Annotated in this window: 21 protein-coding genes; 8 read left to right on the top strand and 13 right to left on the bottom strand. The window is 67.3% G+C overall.

All coding sequences use genetic code 11. The annotated features are described in order from the left end of the window. Positions 1–22: 22 nt before the first annotated feature. Positions 23–1,240: an argininosuccinate synthase gene (locus J2W22_RS05430; protein WP_307117234.1), complete on the bottom strand. Its 1,218-nt coding sequence runs from the start codon at positions 1,238–1,240 to the stop codon at positions 23–25. Between the two features lie 118 nt (positions 1,241–1,358). On the opposite strand from J2W22_RS05430, the gene J2W22_RS05425 reads away from it, so the two are divergent. Together J2W22_RS05425 and J2W22_RS05420 are read left to right on the top strand one after the other, a co-directional pair. Then, positions 1,359–2,225, top strand: coding sequence for a hypothetical protein (locus J2W22_RS05425; RefSeq protein WP_307117233.1), 867 nt, complete (start codon positions 1,359–1,361; stop codon positions 2,223–2,225). A 10-nt stretch (positions 2,226–2,235) separates the two neighbouring features. Beyond that, positions 2,236–2,655, top strand: a complete 420-nt coding sequence (locus J2W22_RS05420; RefSeq protein WP_307117232.1) for a DUF1801 domain-containing protein — start codon at positions 2,236–2,238, stop codon at positions 2,653–2,655. Here the strand turns inward: J2W22_RS05420 and J2W22_RS05415 are convergent. From J2W22_RS05415 to J2W22_RS05385, 7 genes are all read right to left on the bottom strand, one after another. Beyond that, positions 2,643–3,896, bottom strand: a complete 1,254-nt coding sequence (locus J2W22_RS05415) for an SAM-dependent methyltransferase (RefSeq protein WP_307117231.1) — start codon at positions 3,894–3,896, stop codon at positions 2,643–2,645. The genes J2W22_RS05420 and J2W22_RS05415 overlap by 13 nt on opposite strands. 102 nt (positions 3,897–3,998) lie before the next feature. Then, positions 3,999–4,736: a molybdopterin-binding protein gene (locus J2W22_RS05410; protein ID WP_307117230.1), complete on the bottom strand. Its 738-nt coding sequence runs from the start codon at positions 4,734–4,736 to the stop codon at positions 3,999–4,001. Beyond that, positions 4,733–5,425, bottom strand: a complete 693-nt coding sequence (locus J2W22_RS05405) for a cytochrome b/b6 domain-containing protein (protein ID WP_307117229.1) — start codon at positions 5,423–5,425, stop codon at positions 4,733–4,735. The genes J2W22_RS05410 and J2W22_RS05405 overlap by 4 nt, the downstream gene beginning before the upstream one ends. 18 nt (positions 5,426–5,443) lie before the next feature. After that, a complete protein-coding gene (locus J2W22_RS05400) occupies positions 5,444–6,202 on the bottom strand; it encodes a sulfite exporter TauE/SafE family protein (protein ID WP_307117228.1) in 759 nt (252 codons plus the stop codon). Between the two features lie 42 nt (positions 6,203–6,244). Further along, on the bottom strand, positions 6,245–6,700 hold the full coding sequence (locus J2W22_RS05395) for a GNAT family N-acetyltransferase (RefSeq protein ID WP_307117227.1): 456 nt from the start codon (positions 6,698–6,700) through the stop codon (positions 6,245–6,247). Continuing rightward, positions 6,697–7,881 (bottom strand): 23S rRNA (adenine(2503)-C(2))-methyltransferase RlmN, encoded by a 1,185-nt coding sequence (gene rlmN, locus J2W22_RS05390; protein ID WP_307117226.1) that lies wholly within the window; start codon positions 7,879–7,881, stop codon positions 6,697–6,699. The genes J2W22_RS05395 and rlmN overlap by 4 nt, the downstream gene beginning before the upstream one ends. 52 nt (positions 7,882–7,933) lie before the next feature. After that, entirely contained in the window at positions 7,934–8,869 is a 936-nt protein-coding gene (locus J2W22_RS05385; RefSeq protein WP_307117225.1) for an NAD-dependent epimerase/dehydratase family protein, read from the bottom strand. 92 nt (positions 8,870–8,961) lie between these two features. Between J2W22_RS05385 and J2W22_RS05380 the strand changes: the two genes are divergently transcribed. After that, positions 8,962–9,840 (top strand): LysR family transcriptional regulator, encoded by an 879-nt coding sequence (locus tag J2W22_RS05380; RefSeq protein ID WP_307117224.1) that lies wholly within the window; start codon positions 8,962–8,964, stop codon positions 9,838–9,840. A gap of 104 nt (positions 9,841–9,944) precedes the next feature. Then, complete coding sequence (locus tag J2W22_RS05375; RefSeq protein ID WP_307117223.1) at positions 9,945–10,349, top strand: DUF4168 domain-containing protein; 405 nt, start codon at positions 9,945–9,947, stop codon at positions 10,347–10,349. Positions 10,350–10,464: 115 nt separating this feature from the next. Here the strand turns inward: J2W22_RS05375 and J2W22_RS05370 are convergent, their stop codons facing one another. Next, on the bottom strand, positions 10,465–10,926 hold the full coding sequence (locus J2W22_RS05370; protein WP_307117222.1) for an invasion associated locus B family protein: 462 nt from the start codon (positions 10,924–10,926) through the stop codon (positions 10,465–10,467). Continuing rightward, positions 10,923–11,570 carry a histidine phosphatase family protein gene (locus J2W22_RS05365; RefSeq protein WP_307117221.1) on the bottom strand — a complete coding sequence of 216 codons (648 nt, stop codon included), beginning with the start codon at positions 11,568–11,570 and terminating at the stop codon, positions 10,923–10,925. The genes J2W22_RS05370 and J2W22_RS05365 overlap by 4 nt, the downstream gene beginning before the upstream one ends. A gap of 320 nt (positions 11,571–11,890) precedes the next feature. Between J2W22_RS05365 and J2W22_RS05360 the strand changes: the two genes are divergently transcribed. Further along, positions 11,891–12,499 (top strand): outer membrane protein, encoded by a 609-nt coding sequence (locus J2W22_RS05360; RefSeq protein ID WP_307117220.1) that lies wholly within the window; start codon positions 11,891–11,893, stop codon positions 12,497–12,499. Between the two features lie 149 nt (positions 12,500–12,648). Beyond that, positions 12,649–13,761, top strand: a complete 1,113-nt coding sequence (dnaN, locus tag J2W22_RS05355) for a DNA polymerase III subunit beta (protein WP_307117219.1) — start codon at positions 12,649–12,651, stop codon at positions 13,759–13,761. Positions 13,762–13,942: 181 nt separating this feature from the next. On the opposite strand, the gene J2W22_RS05350 is transcribed toward dnaN, so the two are convergent. Both J2W22_RS05350 and J2W22_RS05345 read right to left on the bottom strand, forming a co-directional pair. Continuing rightward, positions 13,943–14,581: a hypothetical protein gene (locus tag J2W22_RS05350; protein ID WP_307117218.1), complete on the bottom strand. Its 639-nt coding sequence runs from the start codon at positions 14,579–14,581 to the stop codon at positions 13,943–13,945. Continuing rightward, entirely contained in the window at positions 14,574–14,792 is a 219-nt protein-coding gene (locus J2W22_RS05345; RefSeq protein WP_307117217.1) for a helix-turn-helix transcriptional regulator, read from the bottom strand. The genes J2W22_RS05350 and J2W22_RS05345 overlap by 8 nt, the downstream gene beginning before the upstream one ends. Positions 14,793–14,948: 156 nt before the next feature. On the opposite strand from J2W22_RS05345, the gene J2W22_RS05340 reads away from it, so the two are divergent. Beyond that, entirely contained in the window at positions 14,949–15,713 is a 765-nt protein-coding gene (locus J2W22_RS05340; RefSeq protein ID WP_307117216.1) for a Coq4 family protein, read from the top strand. Positions 15,714–15,861: 148 nt separating this feature from the next. Here the strand turns inward: J2W22_RS05340 and J2W22_RS05335 are convergent, their stop codons facing one another. After that, the gene (locus J2W22_RS05335; protein WP_307117215.1) at positions 15,862–16,611 is read right to left on the bottom strand and encodes a hypothetical protein; all 750 of its coding nucleotides are present in this window, start codon (positions 16,609–16,611) and stop codon (positions 15,862–15,864) included. Positions 16,612–16,687: 76 nt separating this feature from the next. On the opposite strand from J2W22_RS05335, the gene recF reads away from it, so the two are divergent. After that, complete coding sequence (gene recF, locus J2W22_RS05330) at positions 16,688–17,755, top strand: DNA replication/repair protein RecF (RefSeq protein WP_307117214.1); 1,068 nt, start codon at positions 16,688–16,690, stop codon at positions 17,753–17,755. Positions 17,756–17,773 lie beyond the last annotated feature (18 nt).

The following is a 17,773-nucleotide window of genomic DNA, read 5'->3' as shown; positions in this document are numbered from 1 at the left end:
CACGCCCGCCGGTCCGAAACGATCAACCCTCGCGGCGGCCGAGCAACCGAAGCCGCAGCGCGTTGAGCTTGATGAAGCCCGCCGCGTCGCGCTGGTCATAGGCGCCCTGGTCGTCCTCGAAGGTCACGACCTTCTCGCTGTACAGGCTGTACGGCGACTTGCGGCCGGTGACGTTCACGCTGCCCTTGTAGAGCTTCAGGCGCACCGTGCCGGTGACCTTTTCCTGGCTGTAATCGATCGCGGCCTGGAGCATCTCGCGCTCGGGGGCGAACCAGAAGCCGTTATAGATCAGCTCGGCATAGCGCGGGGCCAGCTCGTCCTTGAGGTGCGCGGCGCCGCGATCGAGCGTGATCTGCTCGATACCGCGGTGCGCAAGGTGATAGATGGTGCCGCCCGGCGTCTCGTACATGCCGCGCGACTTCATGCCGACGAAGCGGTTCTCGACCAGGTCGAGGCGGCCGATGCCGTGCTTGCGGCCAAGCTCGTTGAGCGCGGTGAGCAGCGTCGCCGGGCTCATCGCCACGCCGTTCAGCGCGACGCCGTCGCCACGCTCGAAATCGATCGTGATGACTTCCGGCTCGTTCGGCGCGTCTTCCGGGTTCACCGTGCGCGAATAGACGTAATCGGGCACTTCCTCCCACGGATCCTCGAGCACCTTGCCCTCGGACGAGGTGTGGAGAAGGTTCGCGTCGGTCGAGAACGGCGATTCGCCGCGCTTGTCCTTGGCGACCGGGATCTGGTGCTTCTCGGCGAACTCGATCAGCTTCGTACGCGAAGTGAGGTCCCATTCACGCCAGGGTGCGATCACCTTGATGTCCGGGTTCAGCGCGTAATAGCCGAGCTCGAAGCGGACCTGGTCGTTGCCCTTGCCGGTGGCGCCGTGGCTGACCGCGTCGGCACCCACCATCTTGGCGATCTCGATCTGGCGCTTAGCGATCAGCGGGCGCGCAATCGAGGTGCCGAGCAGGTACAGGCCTTCGTACAAGGCATTCGCGCGCATCATCGGGAAGACGAAGTCCTTGACGAACTCCTCGCGCAGATCGTCGATGAAGATATGCTCGGGCTTCACGCCGGCCATCTCGGCCTTCTTGCGCGCCGGCTCGAGCTCCTCGCCCTGGCCCAGGTCGGCGGTGAAGGTCACGACCTCGCACTGATATTCCTGCTGGAGCCATTTCAGGATCACGCTCGTGTCCAGGCCGCCCGAATAGGCGAGGACGACACGGTTGATCTTGTCTGACATGGGCGACTCCGAAGGATGTGCGGGAAAACCGGGGCGCTCTAGGGTCCATGCGCCGCTTCCGCAAGTTTTGCGGCTGGGGCATGCTCGGCCGATACGATTCGGAGGGGAAGACGCGTTCATGAATGCCCTGCTGCCAATGCTCTTCATGGCCGCCACGCCCTGCCCCGGCGGGGAGCGGATCATGACCTGGCAAGGCATGGCGGTGCGCCGGCGCGAGACCCCCGATGGCGTTGACGGTGCTGCGATTTCCTTCTGCCGCGGCAAGCATCTCGTTCGCAGGATCGTGCGACCGGACGCGCTGCACTGGACCGGCTTCAAGGCGCTCGATCTGGATGGCGACGGGCGAACCGAGCTGACCAGCACCTATTGGTCGGGCGGCGCACATTGCTGCTTCACCCAGGTCGTGTTCCGCGCGAACGGCAAGGGGGTAGCCGTCACGCGCCTTTCGCAGCGGGACCATGAGAAGAGCAGCTGGCGCCGCCTGCCTGGATATCCGCGCCCGGTGATGCTGCTCTACGACTTCAGCTCGGCCTATGCCTTCACGGCCTTCTCGGGCACGGTGACGATGCCCTATGTGGTCGAGATCGGCCCCCGGGGCTTTCGTCTCGCCGCGCCGCTGATGCGGGCGCGAGAACCTGGCTGGGGGCCCGCCGCGCTGCGGCATGGCCCCCGGGCATGGGCGGCATTCCTGCGCTATACCAACGGGTACGAAACGCCACTGGCGCGGGTGGACGCACCAGCGCAGCGGCTGACGGCACTGCACAAGCTGGTGCGGGACGACCCAAGCGGAAGCGAGCTGCGCCTTGCCGCCGAGACCCATATCAAGCTCTATTGCTATTATGACGCACGCTGCGACCTGCCGGGCCTGGTCCATGCGATCGAGAAGCCGCGACCTGGCTTGCTGGGTGGATTCCCGGACCTGGCGAGGACGATGCAAGCATCGAACATCAGCAAGCTGCGCCGCGCACCCACGGGCTGGCGATAGGAGACGGGCAATGGCCGAGCTCAAGACCAAGGCGACCGAAGTCAGCGTCGCCGATTTCATCGCCGCGGTGCCCGATCCGGTGCGCCGTGCCGATGCGGAGATCGTGCGCGCGATGCTGCAGCGGCTGACCGGCGAGGAACCCCGAATGTGGGGGCCGACGATCATCGGCTTCGGCAGCTATCGCTACACCTATGACAGCGGCCATTCGGGCGAGATGTGCCGGATCGGCTTCTCGCCGCGCAAGGCCGAGCTGGTGCTCTACGTGCTGACCGGCCAGCCCGATCAGGCGCCGCTGCTCGCCCGGCTGGGCAAGCACAAGACGGGCAAGAGCTGCCTCTACGTCAAGAAACTGGCCGATGTGGACATGGCGGTGCTGGAGGAGATCACCCGCACCGCCATCGCCCATATGGACGCGACCTATCCCGCCTGACGCAAGGTCACCTTGTGCGGCTCGCGCAGTTCGCGTTCGCCATCGAACATATAGTCGCGGGTCAGCGGCAGCGCGTCGCGCGAGCGCGAGAATTGCAGCTGGTAGTTGACCAGGCCGCCATATTCGAAGCTGACAAAGCAACCGGCCAGGTAGAAGCACCACATCCGGTAGAAGCGCTCGTCATAGAGGCCGACGATCGCATCGCGCGATGCCACCGTGCGCTCGTACCAGTGCTTGAGCGTCTTGGCATAGTGGAGGCGCAGCACCTCCACATCGGTCATGAAGTAGCGCAGCCCCTCATAGCCCTTGGCGATCTCGGAGAGCGCGGGGATATAGCCGCCGGGGAAGATGTACTTGAGCGTGAAGGCATCGGTGACGCCCGGCGCACCGGCGCGGCCGATCGTGTGGAGCAGCATCACGCCTTCCGGCGTCAGCAGCTCGCGGACCTTGCGGAAGAAGGTCCGGTAATGCGGCGTGCCGACATGCTCGAACATGCCGACCGAGACGATCCGGTCGAACTGGCCGGTGAGGTTGCGATAGTCGATCAGCTCGAACTTCACCTTGTCCGCCACGCCGGCGTCCAGGGCACGCTGCCGCGCGACCTTGAGCTGCTCCTCGGACAGGGTGACGCCGAGCACCTCGGCTCCGGTCTTCTCGTGGATGTAGAGCGCCATGCCGCCCCAGCCGCAGCCGATGTCGAGCACCTTCATGTCGGGCCCGATCGCCAGCTTGGCGACGATGTGCGCCTTCTTGTCGAGCTGCGCCTGTTCGAGGCTGATGCCGGCATCGCTGAAATAGGCGCAGCTATACTGGCGGTCAGTATCGAGGAAGAGGTCGTAGAGCTTGCCCGACAGGTCATAGTGATGCGCGACGTTCTTCTTCGAGCGGCGCTGCATGTTGATCCGGCCGATGCGGAAGGCGAGCTTGTCCATCACCGTCTTGAGGGTGCCCGGCATCAGCACCGAATTGTCGTCCTCCCAACGATTGTTGGAGGCGAAAAGGATCAGCAGGTCGAGGATCTCGCCCTCGACGATGTCGATGTCGCCGTCCATGAACGCCTCGGCCGCGCCGAGCGAGGGATCGCGCAGGATGCGCCGCGTCGCACCCGCGCCGAATCGGATCGTTACCGGCTTGAGCGCGGGATCGGGTTCGCCGAAGCTCTGCTGGGTGCCATCCGCGTGGATGACGGTGAGTTGTCCGCGCTTCACTGCGCGTGCGAAAAATCGATCAATCAACGCCATTCAGCCGTCACCCACCATCTGAAGGTCAACAGCCCCCATAGGCACCTTAGGGATATACGGGATTTCCGCAATATTTCCGCGACTGCGAAGAATCCGACATAATCAGATTCCGGCGTACCATTCATAGCCGGCGATATCCTCCCAGAAGCCGCCCTTGCCCCGGCCGATCCCGTCCAGGCTCGCCACCGCCTCGATCCGCATGAGATATTTGGCCTGCTTGTAGCCGAGCTGGCGCTCGACCCTGAGCCGCAGGGGCGCGCCATGGCCGACGCCGAGCGGGGTGTCGTTCATCGACCAGGCGAGGATCGTCTGGGGATGGAAGGCGTCGATCAGGTCGATCGATTCATAATAGGGGATCTTCCGCTGGCCGAACACGTCGGCGCAGTGGAAGACGATGTAGCGCGCGCCGTCGCGCAGGCCGGCGAGGCGGAGGACCTGCTCCAGCTGCGGCCCCTGCCATTTGCCGATCGCGCTCCACCCTTCGACGCAGTCGTGCCGGGTGATCTGGGCACGCTGCGGCAACGAACGCAGCTGTGCCAGGCTGAGCGACAATGGCCGCTGCACCATCCCGCCCACCTGCAGCCGCCAGTCGGCAAAGCCGTTGGCGGCGAGCGCGTTATACTCCGGCGTGTTCGGATTGGCGGTGCCGTTGGTGCGGAAGCGCGGGCTGCGCTGATCCGGACGAAACTCGCGCGCCAGCGCCGCGCGGCCGGTGATCGAGCGCTGGAGATAGCGATGCGCTTCATCGGCGTTCAGCAGGATCGGGCTGTTGCTCCAGGCGTCGCAGCCCGCGAGCAGCGTCGCCCCTCCGGAGACGATCAGGCCGCGCCGGGTAATCATGCCGCTTCCTCCGCGTCCTTGGGGGCCTTCCACCAGCCGGTGATCATCGAGCCGACCTCGTTGACGGGACCGGCAAGAATCACCAGCGTCAAATGCACCACCACGAACAGGCTGAGCAGCGCCATCGCGATGAAGTGGAGCGACCGCGCCGATTGCCGGCCGCCGAACACATCGGCGAGCCACGGCCACATGCCGGGCGCGAGCGCGAGGCCGGTGAAGATCAGCAAAGGCAGCAGGATGAAGAGCACCCCGGCATAGCTGGCCTTCTGGAAGATGTTGTACGCCTTCGGATCGGCGGGATCGTGGAACCGCAGCTGCCAATGCGCCTCGAGATCCTCGGCGAGATGCGTCGGCGCCAGCTCCGCCCTGCGGATGCGCAGGTCCCGCTGGAGGTGACGGTTGAGCAGGCTCCACGGCAGATAGACCAGCAGCGAGAAGGCGAGCACCAGCGCGAAGGCGAGGTGCCAGTGCCGCGCGCCCGCCAGGTCATAGGTGGAAGGCAGGGTCAGCCATCCCGGCCATTGCGGGAGCTTGAGCCAGGCGTGATCGAAATTCGCGCCGTAATTGCCCCAATAGAGGCGCGGATGGGCGTTGAAGATCATCAGCCCGCTGGGGATCATCACCAGCACCGCAATCGCGTTGATCCAGTGCCAGATGCGCGTGATCAGCCGGTGGCGATAAACCTGCATATATTCCTGCTCAGCCGATCATCCGTAGGCGCGTGCGAAGAAGACTATGGTCGTCGCCGCGGTCACCAGCAAGGTCCAGATCCGCACGACATGATGCGGCAGCCGCTTGCCGACATGCGCGCCGAGCCAGCCCCCCAGCACGCCGCCGGCGAGCATCGGCAGGCAGGCCGACCAGTACACCATGCCGATCGCGATGAAGACGAACGCCGCGGCGAAATTGGCGATGGCGAGCATCAGCGTGCGGATCGAGAAGAGCGAGCGCGGATCGGCGCCGGCGAGCAGGCCATAGACCGCGGTGGTGATCAGCCCCACCCCGCCGCCGAAATAGCCGCCATAGATGCCGAGCAGGCTCTGCGCGGTGACCAGGGTGCGCGGCCCGATCGTGACGCGGGCGTGCAGCCAGTCCGAGGCGCGCTTGCCGAAGATCATCACCACGAGGGCGAAGAGCAGCAGCCAGGGGATGATCATGTCGAAGGCGCGCGAGGGCGTGAGCACCAGCAGCACGCTGCCGGCCAGCCCGCCGGCAAAGGTGATCGCAGCGAGCATGCGCACCGACATGCCGCCCACCGGCGCCAGCTCGTCGCGATAGGTCCAGGCGCTCGCCCCGGCACCGGGCAGCAGCGCGACGTTCGAGGTGGCGTTGGCGATGTTCGAGGGCAGGCCCAGCGCGATCAGCGCCGGCAGCGTCGCGAAGGTGCCGCCCCCCGCCAGCGCGTTCATCGCGCCACCCAGCGTGCCGGCCGCGGCGGCGAGGATCAGGTCGGTCGGGTCGAGCACGCGTCCTAAATCCCGGCGCAGGGCGCGCTTGTCGAGGAGTTTCTAGGCCTCGAAGGGCAGATGCCATTGGAAGACCCCGGCCTTGTAGCCGTCGAGCCTGAAGCCGCGCCGGCCGAAGAAATTGCCGGCCGCACGATTATTCCCCAGCGTGGCCAGCCGAAGCCCGGACAAGCCGCACTCCCGCGCCCAGTCCTTCGCCTCACGCACGAGCCGGCGTCCAAGGCCCTGATTCCGGCGGCGGCGATCGATCTCGAGCCGCCGTACTTCCGCAGTGCCCCGCCCATCGATCTGGCAAACGATATAGCCCGCCATGCGGCGGCCAACGCGCAGGACCGCGATCATCCGGTCGCCCGCAAGCCGGGACGATTCATGGGCCGGGTCGAACGGATAGGCGTCACGCTGCCCCGCCGGCCTCGACAGCTCGAAGCTGAAATCGCAATCGGCGAACCACATCGGATCGAGCGTTTCGACGCGCTCGACCTCGACAAAGGGATTCACCCGAGCGCCGCCATCTTCTCCTCGGCCTCGCGGTCGAGCTGGGCGCGGCTCTTCTTCTCGGCGGCGGTCTTGAGCTGGCCGCAGGCGGCGTCGATGTCGCGACCGCGCGGCGTGCGCACCGGCGCCGAGATGCCCGCCTCGAAGATGATGTTCGAGAAGGCGCGGACGCGCTCGGGCGTCGAGGTGTCGTAGGGCGCGCCGGGCCAGGGGTTGAACGGGATCAGGTTCACCTTGGCGGGCAGATCGTACTTCTTGAGCAGGCGGACCAGCTCGCGCGCCTCGTCGTCGCTGTCGTTCTTGTCCTTGAGCATGACGTACTCGAAGGTGATGCGGCGGGCATTGTTGGCGCCGGGATAGTCGGCGCAGGCCTGGAGCAGCTCCTCGATGCCGTACTTGCGGTTGAGCGGCACGATCTCGTCGCGCACTTCCTTGGTCACCGCATGGAGCGACACCGCCAGGTTGACACCGATCTCCACACCAGCCCGAGCCATCATCGGCACCACACCAGAGGTCGACAGGGTGATGCGGCGCTTCGACAGGGCGAGGCCATCGCCGTCCATCACGATCGACAGGCCGTCGCGGACATTGTCGAAATTGTAGAGCGGCTCGCCCATGCCCATCATCACGATGTTGGTGAGCATCCGCCCCTCGGGCTGGCTCGGCCATTCGCCGAGCGAATCGCGGGCGAGCATCACCTGGCTGACGATCTCGCCGGCGGTGAGGTTGCGCACCAGCCGCATCGTGCCGGTGTGGCAGAAGCGGCAATTGAGCGTGCAGCCGACCTGCGAGGACACGCAAAGGGTTCCGCGGTCCGCATCGGGGATGAAGACCATCTCGTAATCCTGGCCGTCCGCCGAGCGGAGCAGCCATTTGCGCGTGCCGTCGGTCGAGACCTGGGCCTCGACCACTTCGGGGCGGCCGATCACGAAGCGCTCGGTGAGCCAGGGGTGCTGCGCCTTGGCAATGTCGGTCATCGACTCGAACTCGGTCGCGCCGCGATTATAGACCCAGTGCCAGATCTGCTTGGCGCGCAGCTTGGCCTGCTTCGGCTCCATGCCGGCATCGGCCAGCACCGCGCGAAGCTGGTCGCGGGTGAGACCGATCAGGTCGACACGTCCGTCCTCACGCGCCACCGCGGGGCGGGGCACGGGCACGGGATCGATGTGCCCGGGGATGGGCATGGGGGCGGCCGAAGCTGTCTGCATAGGCGCGCACATAGTCGATCTCGCGCGATTATTCCAGTGACCCCAGCGCTTTGAGACTGATGCGCAGCGATTCGGCCAGCGGGGTGTGCGGTTCCTCGCCGAGAAAGGCGACCAGCTCGCGATTGTCGAGGCGGACCGGGTAGTTCCAGAAGGGGCGCATTTCCAGCAGCTCGCGGATCGTCGGATTGAAGAGCGCGACGAGCGGGAGGAGGGCCCAGGGGAGGCGGACCTGCTTCGCCTTGCGCCCGCCCGCCTCCGCGATCGCCGCGGGGAAGGCGCTGCCATCGGGGTCCCAGTGGCCGGCGAAATGGAAGCGGGCGAAACGGGGCAGCTCAGCCTCGCGATCGAGCAGCCGGGCAAAGGCCTCGCCGACGTCGGGGAGATAAGCCCAGGCATGACCAACGCCCTTGCGCCCCGGATTGGTGACCCGCGTCACCGGCTTGCCGGGAGTGATCATGCCCTGGGAAAGCCAGCTATTGCCGGGCCTTGGGCCATAATAGTCGCCGGCGCGCAGGATCAGCCCGCGAACGCCCGACGCCTCGATCCGCGCCTCCATCGCCTTGCGGATACCGCCCTTGCGGGTGCCCGGCGCCTGGTGCGAATCGGGGTGGGCGACAGGCGTCTGGGCGGGGTCGTAATTGTAGATCGTCCCCGGCAAGGCGAGCCGGGCGTCGTTGGCCCGGGCGGCCTCGATGCTGTTCTCGAGCATCGGCAGGACGCGCTTGTCCCATTCGAGATAGCCCGGCGGGTTGACCGCATGGACCAGTGCCGCGACGCCCTCCGCCGCGTCCAGCACGTCACCCAGGACCCTTGCGTCGCCCTCGCGCCAGTCGATCCGGGGATCGAGGCCGGGGCGCAGCTGGCGGACCAGCCCGCGCACCCGCCAGCCCTTGCCGAGCAGCGCCCGCGCCGTCTCGCCGCCTACCCCGCCGCTTGTGCCGAGCACCAATGCGATCCGTTCCATTCCAGCCTCCAATCTTGCCGATGTTGCGAGGGTGGATGAATCGGAGTTGGAAGAAAATTGCCCAACCTTTGCAGTCAGCCTATAGGAATTTGATGAGAGCGATCGACTGGGAGCAGCAGCGGGCATTCCTGGCGGTGCTGGAGACCGGGAGCCTTTCCGGAGCGGCGCGTCGGCTGAACCTGGCGCAGCCGACGGTTCGGACGCGGATCTTCGCACTGGAGGCGGCGCTGGGCACGCCGCTGTTCACCCGCTCCCCCGGCGGGCTCACCCCCACGGAGAGCGGACGCGCGCTGCACGAGCACGCCCGTGCCATGGCGATCGCTTCGGACGCCTTTGTTCGCACCGCCTCCGCCGCGCCCGACGAGGTGGCGGGCACGGTGCGGGTCACCGCCAGCGAAGTGATCGCGGTTGAGGCGCTGCCGCCGATCCTCGCGGACCTTGCCCGCAAACATCCGCGTCTGGTGATCGAGTTGAGCCCGAGCAACCGCAACGAGGACGTGCTGCGCCGCGAAGCCGATGTCGCGGTCCGCATGGTGCCGCCCCAGCCCTACGCCCTGGTCGCGCGGCGGATCGGCGCGGTGCCGCTGGGCGTGCATGCGCACCCGAGCTATCTCGCCGAGCGGTCGCCGCCCACTTCCATGGCCGATCTGTCCGGACACCGGCTGATCGGGCCGGAGAGCGATTCGCCGACGCTGCGCGCGGTGCAGGCGGCGGGGTTTGCGGTGGAGCTGGGCGACCTCGCCTTTCGCAGCGACAGCGACCATGCCCAGCTCGCCGCGATCCGCGCAGGACTGGGAATCGGCATCTGCCAGGTGCCGATCGGCACGCGCGACGGGCTGGTCCGATTGCTGCCCGATTTCCGCTTCGAGCTGGAGACTTGGGTGGTCTGTCACGAGGATCTGCGCGGCCTCGCGCGGGTCCGCACAGTATTCGACGCACTCGTTACGGGGCTGCAGGCCTATCTCAACTAACCCCGGACAGGCCACGACGCACCGCGTTCGGCTTGTCCTGTTGCATCCCCGCACCGCAGCATTGCGTTCAAGGGGGCGAGTTAGTTGCGTTTTGGAGTGCAGTAATGAAGCTTATCGGTACGATCCTTGCCGGCGCGACGCTGGCCTTTGCCCCCGCCGCGCTGGCCCAGACCACGCAGAGCAGCCCGGCTCCGGCGACGCCGGACGCCTCGGCCCAGACCACCCCCGCCGCACCGCAGGCCAATGGCCCGGTGACCGATGCGGAGGTCGATCAGTTCGCCACCGCGGCGCTAGAGGTCGAGAAGATCCGCAAGGACACCGCCACCCCCGAAGCCGACAAGGGCGCCAAGATGGCCGCCGCCGCCACCGGCGCGGGCCTGACCGCCGAGCGCTTCAACGCGATCGGTCAGGCGATGCAGAACGACCCGACGCTCAACAAGCGCATCCAGATGGCTGCCAGCGCGAAGCTCGCTGCTTCGGGCGGCGCGCCGGCGGCGAAGCAGCCGTAAGGCTTCAGGGCATCGATGCGAAAAGCCGGGGCTTCGGCTCCGGCTTTTCCATGTCCACCTTTCAAGTTTCCCGTGTTCCTGCTTTCGCAGGAACACAAGCCGAGGAACGTCGAAACTACCCCTTCGCGCAGCCCAGTGCGGCCGCATCGATCGCGGTCGCCGCGCCCTTGAGCGCATAGCTGTCGGCGAAGGGCGCGCCGTTCGCGCCCAGCGTCTCCACGCTCATGCTGCGGCCAGAGCGCATCGCCGCGACGATCGCGGCGTCGGTGCGGGCGTCGGGCGCCCAGGCGTCGCTGTCGCCGGCCTGGAGCTCGAAGCGGCGCTCACCGATCGACAGGGTGACCCGCGCGTTCGGCGCGCGGGCGCGGCTCAGGCGGATGTGGAGCTGGTTGCGCACCCCGTCGCGCGGCCAGTTTGCCACGCTGGCAAAGGGCCCGGGGTCGCGGCGCTTCTCCACCGGCTGGGCGATGGCGAAGCAGCGCAAGGGCGAGGGATCGCGGAACGCGCCCCAACTGTCATAGATGCCGAGCGGCACCCGACCCTGGGCGAGCAGCAGCGCCAGCGCCAGCGCGCTCATGCCGGCGCGGCCCCGCGCCCGGTGCCGAGATGCACCACCGTCTCCACCCCGCCCTCGATCCTGACCACCGAGCCCTGGGGCAGATCGGGCGCCACCGGCGCGCCGAATTCCGGGCGGACCGGCAGGCCGGTCATCACCCCGCGCAGGATGCGGCTCGACATGCCGTGCATGATCACCAGCCGGTCGCCCGGATCGTCATCGGTATCGGCGAGCCAGGACGACACCCGGATCGCGATCGAATCATACCATTCGCCACCCGGCGGCGGGCGCGTGTAGAGGCCGTGCTCGACATCGAGGAAGCCCGGCGCCTCGGCCATGAGGTCGGCGTAGTAGCGCCCACTCCATTCGCCCATGCCGATCTCGACCAGCCGGTCGTCGTGCCGGGCCTGGTGCCAGTCGAGCTCGAGATGCTCGGCGATCACCGCCAGCGTCTGCAGCGCGCGGCCGGCGCTCGACGACCACATGGTCAGCTTCGGCCTGGGCCCGAGGATCTCGCGCAGCGCGGCACCCATCGCATCGGCCTGGGCGAAGCCGGCGCGGGTGAGCGGGGTGTGCGGATGATCGCCCTGCATGCGGCGGGCGAGGTTGAATACGGTTTCGCCGTGGCGGGCGATGAAATCGCGGCCTTTGCGCTGGTTCGTCATCGCCGTCGCACAAGCCCTCGTGGCGAGAGAAAGGCAAGTGCCCAAATATGACCTCGTTTCGTTCATCCAACGAACAGGTGCGGTAGCTCACTACCACACCAGCGCCGGACGGGCGCAACGAAATGAGGGAGGCTCCATGTCCATCATGTTCGCCGCACCGGGGTGAAGGCACGACGGGCTGCCCGGCCGATGCCGAGCTGTTGCCCGTAAGTCACGCTTTTTCCTGTTTATCTGGGGTTCATGAAACAGTGCGGGATGCATCCCGGTTTTGAACCCTGCCCGCGCCGAAACGCACGGGTGCGTACCCAAGGAGTTCAGTTATGCGTACCAAGTTCATCGCCGCCGCAGCAGCACTTCTCGCCGGCTCGGCCTTTGCCGCGCCTGCCTTTGCCCAGGACACCGATGCCGGCTTCACCGGCCCGCGTGCCGAAGTCATCACCGGCTGGGATCATGTGAAGCCGTCGGGCAGCGGCGTGAAGGGCGCCGACGGCGTGCTCTATGGCGGCCAGATCGGCTATGACTTCCAGGCCGGCAGCGCCGTGATCGGCGTCGAAGGCGAGGCCACCGGCTCCACCGCCAAGCGCACCGAGACCGACATCCTCGTCGCCGGCGACCGCGGCCGCATCAGCACCGGCCGCGACCTCTATGTCGGCGGGCGCGTCGGCTTCACCGTCGGCGGCAAGGCGCTGATCTATGCCAAGGGCGGCTACACCAACGCCAAGTTCGACAGCCATTATGTCGCGGGCGCGACCGACATCCGCACCTCTGACAATGCCGATGGCTGGCGCGCCGGCGCGGGCGCCGAAGTGAAGCTCAACGACAAGGTCTATCTGAAGGGCGAGTATCGCTATTCGAAGTACAATAACGACGATGCCGGCATCGATGCCAAGCGCCACCAGGTGGTCGCCGGCCTCGGCGTGCGCTTCTGAGATCGCTGCAAAGGCGATCAACCGCCTATTTAAGGTGTGAACTACAGGGCCGGAGCGCTTGCTCCGGCTCTTTTTGCCGTTAAGGGTAAAGGTCGGATAAGTCCCGGTACCGGGTTAGATTCGGGCGATACATGCCCCGGGGGTTCTTGATGAAGGCGACGATCGAACGCGCAACTCTGTTGAGGGGCTTGAGCCACGTCCAGTCCGTGGTCGAGCGGCGCAACACGATCCCCATCCTGTCCAACGTGCTGATCGAGGCCCAGCCGGGCGGCGCGCTGCGCCTGATGGCGACCGACCTCGACCTGCAGATCGACGAGACGATCGCAGCGGCGGTGGACCAGCCGGGCGCGATCACCGTGCCGGCGCACACCTTGTTCGACATCGTCCGCAAGCTGCCCGAGGGCGCGCAGGTGGAGCTGTCGGCGGCGGAAGGTCGCATCACCGTCAATGCCGGCCGCGCGCGCTTCACGCTCGCCACGCTGCCGCGCGACGATTTCCCGATGATCGCCGAGGGCGAGCTGCCGACCGTGTTCGAGCTGCCGGCCGAGACGCTCAAGCAGATCATCGACAAGACCCGGTTCGCGATCTCGACCGAAGAGACGCGCTACTATCTCAACGGCATCTATCTGCATGTCGTCGACGAGGCGACGCCGGTGCTGCGCGCGGCCGCCACCGACGGCCACCGCCTCGCCCGCGTCACCGTGGCGCGGCCGGACGGCGCCGATTCGATGCCGGGCGTGATCATCCCGCGCAAGTGCGTGGGCGAGCTGCGCAAGCTGCTCGACGAGGTCGATGGCTCGGTCGGCGTGTCGCTGAGCAATTCTAAGATCCGCTTCGACCTGGGCCAGGCGATCCTGACCTCGAAGCTGATCGACGGCACCTTCCCCGATTACACCCGCGTGATCCCGACCGCGAACGACAAGCTGCTGAAGCTCGATCCGAAGAGCTTCATGGAAGGCGTCGACCGCGTCTCGACCATCGCGACCGAGAAGACCCGCGCAGTGAAGATGGCGCTGGAGCGCGACAAGATCATCCTGTCGGTGACCAGCCCGGAGAACGGCGCGGCGGCCGAAGAAGTGCCGGGCGACTACGCCGCCCAGGGCTTCGAGATCGGCTTCAACAGCCGCTACCTGATGGACATCCTCAACCAGATCGAAGGCGATTCGGTGGAAGTCCATCTTGCCGACGCCGCGGCACCGACGCTGATCCGCGAGAACGACAAGTCGCCGGCACTGTACGTGCTGATGCCGATGCGGGTGTGATCCCGTAGTGCCTCCCCCTCCCTGCAAGGGAGGGGCCAGGGGTGGGTTAGAAAAGGCCGGGCTCGATGCCCGGCCTTTTCTGTTTTTCGCCGGCCGTCTCGCTGGGCTCGCTTCGCTCGCAACCCACCCCCACCCCCTCCCTTTCAGGGAGGGGAGCAAGGTAGAACTGGCCGCCTCCGCCTCAGGCGAACATGCCCCGGCGCAGCGCCGAGACGATCGACACGACCAGATAGATCGCCGTCGAGATCGTCATCAGCGTCCACATGCCGACCTCGGCGACCAGCCCGAGCCTGGCGAGTGCCGCCCAGCCGAACAGGCCGAGCTGGAGCAGCCAGAAGCTGGCGACCGAGGCCTCGGCCATCGCGGCGCGGCTGAGCTCGTCGCTGGTCCGCATGATCCGGAGGTTGAGCCAGGTCTGGAAGGCGAGCAGCGCCGCCATGCCCGCGGCGACCGCGATCGCGGCGTCGCCGGTGAGGCCGTAGCGCACCGCCAGCGGCGGCGCGAGGAGCAGCACCGCAGAGAGGAGCAGCACGACGCCGCTGGCGCGCAGATAGCGCAGCACGCTGCCGTCGAGCGGATCGCCCTCCCGGTAATTCTCGGCCATGCGCCGGTAGAGCGTGCGGCTCGATGCGGCGACCAGCGCGAACAGGCCGAGCAGCAGCAATATGCCGGCGAGTGTGGTGGAGGCGATGTCCTCGCCCGGCAGGCCTTCCAGCCAGTCGAACAGCCCGGCCTGTCCGGCACCGAAGCCGAGCACGAGGCCGACCACCGCGCCGATCGCGGCACGGACGAGGCGGCGGCGGTTCCCGGGCTCAGCCATGGGGGCGCTCGGGCGGGATCCAGTCGTCAAGGAAGATGGCATCGATGGGCACTCCGAAAATCTTCGACAGCCGCATCGCCAGCGGCAGGCTCGGGTCATATTTGTCGGTCTCGACCGCGTTGATCGTCTGGCGCGAGACGCCGAGCAGGCCGGCCAGGTCACCCTGGCTGAGCCCGGCCTCGGCCCGCAGCACGCGCAGCCGGTTCTTCATTCGCGCTGTCCAGAACTCTGTACCATATGACAAGAGTTCTTGTCATTCTGGCACTGGATTGTCAAGAACTCTTGTCAGGCGTGCCTGCGTGGCGACGCAGGTTGATTCCTTAACCCGACTACTGTATTGACACTCTTGTCAGTAAGGGAATCGCTTATGGCCACCCGGCCCGCACCGCAGGTCTTCAACCCCGGCATCCCGATGAAGCGGGAATGGGGCACCGCATTCCGCGCCCTGGGGCGGCTGCTCGCCAATGGCGACGATACCGAGCAGGTCTTCCGGATCATGCGCGCGCTGAACGGCGATGCGACGCAGCGGAGCTATCGCAAGCTGCTCACCATGCCCGAGGGCGGGCGCATCGCCTTCCAGCATGTCGAGATGGCCGAGCGGCTGGGCGACCGCGCCTGGATCGACGGCTTCGCCGAGGGAACGGTGGGCGCGGCCTATCGCAGCTTCCTCGATTCGACCGGCTATTCGGCCGACGGGCTGGTCGCGGTGAGCATGGTCGAGGGGGCGTTCCAGAATGCCGATCTCCAGCATCCCTATGCCTGGATGGGCCGGCGCGAGCGCGACATCCACGATTTGTGGCATGTGATCACCGGCTACCAGGCCGACGAGCATCTCGGCGAGGCCTGCCTGGTCGCCTTCTCCTATGCCCAGACCGGCGGGCTCGGCTGGGGGTTCATCGGCATGGGCGCGGCGCTGAAGAGCATCCGCATCACCGGCAAGCTCGACTTCTTCAAGGCGGTTGTCGAGGGCTATCGCCACGGCAAGCGCGCGGCGTGGCTGCACGGCGAGGATTACGAGACTTTGCTCGCCGAGCCACTCGACCAGGTCCGCAAGCGGTTGAACATCGGCGATCCCGTCCGCTATCGGAAGGCGCAGGCGAGCCTGAAGGCTGCCGGGCTCGAGGGTATCTAGGGCACATCGCTACCCGGTTCCCCGGCGAAGGCCGGGGCCCAGTTGCCATGTCGTTCGTGAGGTTCCTGCGTCATCGATAGTGCGCCGAAACTGGGCCCCGGCCTTCGCCGGGGATCAGTTCAGGCTGTAACCGCGCATTTCCAGCCAGTCAGGGCAGGTCCTTGATCGCGCCGCCGGCGTTCGGCTTCATCAGCGCATCCATCGCACCGAAGATCTCGTCGGCCGAGGTGACCGGGGCGGGCAGCTCGAAATGCTTGGCGTCGATCTCGGCGATGTCGAGCGACTTGAACTCGATCAGCGGCGCTTCCTGCTTGGCGGCGCCCTCCTCGATCGGCGTGACGCGCAGCGGGGTGCCCTTGGCGAACAGCTCGGTGAGGCGGGCGGCGAAGCCGGTCTCCTCGGGGAACATCGACCCGAAGAAGCTGTTCACCACCTCGATCGCGCGGCGGAACACATTGCCGACGGGCACGAGCTTCGGATCGGCGCTGACCACCATCTCGATATGCTTCTTCCTCGAAGCCTCGTCGCCCTTGACCATCATCAGCTTCCAGGCCTCGCCCTGCTGGCCGGCGATGGTCGCCGCGACGCCAGGTGCGAGGCCGAACTGCAATTCCTTGGCCTTGGGATCCTCGCTCTTGGGGATGAAGCCCTTGATCAGGTCGAGCATCGCCTGGAGCTCGAAGACCTTGGTGCCTTCCTTGTCGGTCACGGCGATGTAATCGACGCCGTCGCGGTGGATGATCATGAACTTGCCACCGACGTCGAGGCGTGAATTGCCGCCGTCATCGACTTCAATCACCAGCTCCTTGCCGCCGGCGGTGTAGCGCGCGGTGACGTCGGCCAGCGCCGGCATCGGCGCGAGCGCGAGCAGCGCGGCGAGGAACAGACGGGTACGCATCGATAATCCCCCTTTTCGTGTCGGCGCGATCATCCGCGATGTCGCGCGCGGCGGCAATAGCGGCTATCGGCGGGTCATGGCAGTGTCCCGCCTCGTCCTGACCGACTTCCGCAACCATGAAGACGCCGTGCTCGTGCCGGGGCCGGGCTTCGTCGTGCTGAGCGGCGAGAATGGCGCGGGCAAGACGAACGTGCTGGAGGCGCTCTCGCTGCTCGCGCCGGGCCGGGGCCTGCGCCGCGCGCCGCTAACCGAGATGGCGCGGCAGGGCGGCAGCGGCGGGTTCGGCGTGGCGGCGCGGCTGGGCGAGACGGACATCGGCACCGGCACCAATCCCGATGCGCCCGAGCGGCGGCTGGTGCGGATCAACGGCGCCACCGCCGCTGCCACGACGCTCGCCGAATGGGTGAGCGTGCTGTGGCTGACCCCGGCGATGGACCGGCTGTTCGTCGATGCCGCGGGCGAGCGCCGGCGCTTCCTCGACCGGCTGACCCTGGCGCTGGCACCCGGGCACGCGCATCACTCGACCCGCTACGAAGCGGCGATGCGCGAGCGCAACCGGCTGCTGGCGGAGAAGGGCACGCCCGACGCCGACTGGCTGACCGCGCTGGAGGCGCGCATGGCCGAGCATGGCGCGGCGATCGACGCCGCCCGGCGCGAGATGGTCGCGGCGCTGGCTGAGCGGCTGGAGGCACAGCCCGAGGGGCCGTTCGCCCGAGCAGGACTGGCACTGGAGGGCTGGCAAGGCGATGCCGACACGCTCGCCCGCGAGCTCGCCACCGGGCGCCGGCGCGATGCCGCGGCGGGGCGGACGCTCAGCGGACCGCACCGCGCCGACCTGCTCGTCACGCATCTGGGAAAGAACCAGGCGGCGCATCTCTGCTCGACCGGCGAGCAGAAGGCGCTGCTACTCGGGCTCGTCCTGGGACATGCCGAGCTGGTCGCCGAGCGGGCGGGCCGCGCGCCGATCCTGCTGCTCGACGAAGTCGCCGCGCATCTCGATCCCGGGCGGCGCGCAGCGCTGTTCGAACGGCTGGAGGGGCGCGGGCAGGTGTGGATGACGGGCACCGAGCCGGGGCTGTTCGAGGCGGTGCCGGGCGGGGCTACGCGCTACCGGGTGGCGGAAGGCGCGGTCCTTCCTGAATAGGGCTGGACGCTCCTGGCA

The organism is Sphingomonas kyeonggiensis (genome assembly GCF_030812785.1).
In the GTDB taxonomy this organism is placed as follows: domain Bacteria; phylum Pseudomonadota; class Alphaproteobacteria; order Sphingomonadales; family Sphingomonadaceae; genus Sphingomonas; species Sphingomonas kyeonggiensis_B.
The sequence above is the reverse complement of the archived record's forward strand: the minus strand, read 5'-3'. Positions and strand labels throughout refer to the sequence as shown.

Coding starts and splice junctions, on each gene's coding strand:
- J2W22_RS05415 (WP_307117231.1), bottom strand. CDS start 3,896: ATGGCGTTGATTGATCGATTTTTCGCACGCGCAGTGAAGCGCGGACAA.
- J2W22_RS05365 (WP_307117221.1), bottom strand. CDS start 11,570: ATGACGAACCAGCGCAAAGGCCGCGATTTCATCGCCCGCCACGGCGAA.
- J2W22_RS05380 (WP_307117224.1), top strand. CDS start 8,962: ATGAGAGCGATCGACTGGGAGCAGCAGCGGGCATTCCTGGCGGTGCTG.
- J2W22_RS05335 (WP_307117215.1), bottom strand. CDS start 16,611: ATGCGTACCCGTCTGTTCCTCGCCGCGCTGCTCGCGCTCGCGCCGATG.
- J2W22_RS05360 (WP_307117220.1), top strand. CDS start 11,891: ATGCGTACCAAGTTCATCGCCGCCGCAGCAGCACTTCTCGCCGGCTCG.
- J2W22_RS05420 (WP_307117232.1), top strand. CDS start 2,236: ATGGCCGAGCTCAAGACCAAGGCGACCGAAGTCAGCGTCGCCGATTTC.
- recF (WP_307117214.1), top strand. CDS start 16,688: ATGGCAGTGTCCCGCCTCGTCCTGACCGACTTCCGCAACCATGAAGAC.
- J2W22_RS05410 (WP_307117230.1), bottom strand. CDS start 4,736: ATGATTACCCGGCGCGGCCTGATCGTCTCCGGAGGGGCGACGCTGCTC.
- dnaN (WP_307117219.1), top strand. CDS start 12,649: ATGAAGGCGACGATCGAACGCGCAACTCTGTTGAGGGGCTTGAGCCAC.
- J2W22_RS05405 (WP_307117229.1), bottom strand. CDS start 5,425: ATGCAGGTTTATCGCCACCGGCTGATCACGCGCATCTGGCACTGGATC.
- J2W22_RS05340 (WP_307117216.1), top strand. CDS start 14,949: ATGGCCACCCGGCCCGCACCGCAGGTCTTCAACCCCGGCATCCCGATG.
- rlmN (WP_307117226.1), bottom strand. CDS start 7,881: ATGCCCATCCCCGGGCACATCGATCCCGTGCCCGTGCCCCGCCCCGCG.
- J2W22_RS05345 (WP_307117217.1), bottom strand. CDS start 14,792: ATGAAGAACCGGCTGCGCGTGCTGCGGGCCGAGGCCGGGCTCAGCCAG.
- J2W22_RS05425 (WP_307117233.1), top strand. CDS start 1,359: ATGAATGCCCTGCTGCCAATGCTCTTCATGGCCGCCACGCCCTGCCCC.
- J2W22_RS05370 (WP_307117222.1), bottom strand. CDS start 10,926: ATGAGCGCGCTGGCGCTGGCGCTGCTGCTCGCCCAGGGTCGGGTGCCG.
- J2W22_RS05385 (WP_307117225.1), bottom strand. CDS start 8,869: ATGGAACGGATCGCATTGGTGCTCGGCACAAGCGGCGGGGTAGGCGGC.
- J2W22_RS05375 (WP_307117223.1), top strand. CDS start 9,945: ATGAAGCTTATCGGTACGATCCTTGCCGGCGCGACGCTGGCCTTTGCC.
- J2W22_RS05350 (WP_307117218.1), bottom strand. CDS start 14,581: ATGGCTGAGCCCGGGAACCGCCGCCGCCTCGTCCGTGCCGCGATCGGC.
- J2W22_RS05430 (WP_307117234.1), bottom strand. CDS start 1,240: ATGTCAGACAAGATCAACCGTGTCGTCCTCGCCTATTCGGGCGGCCTG.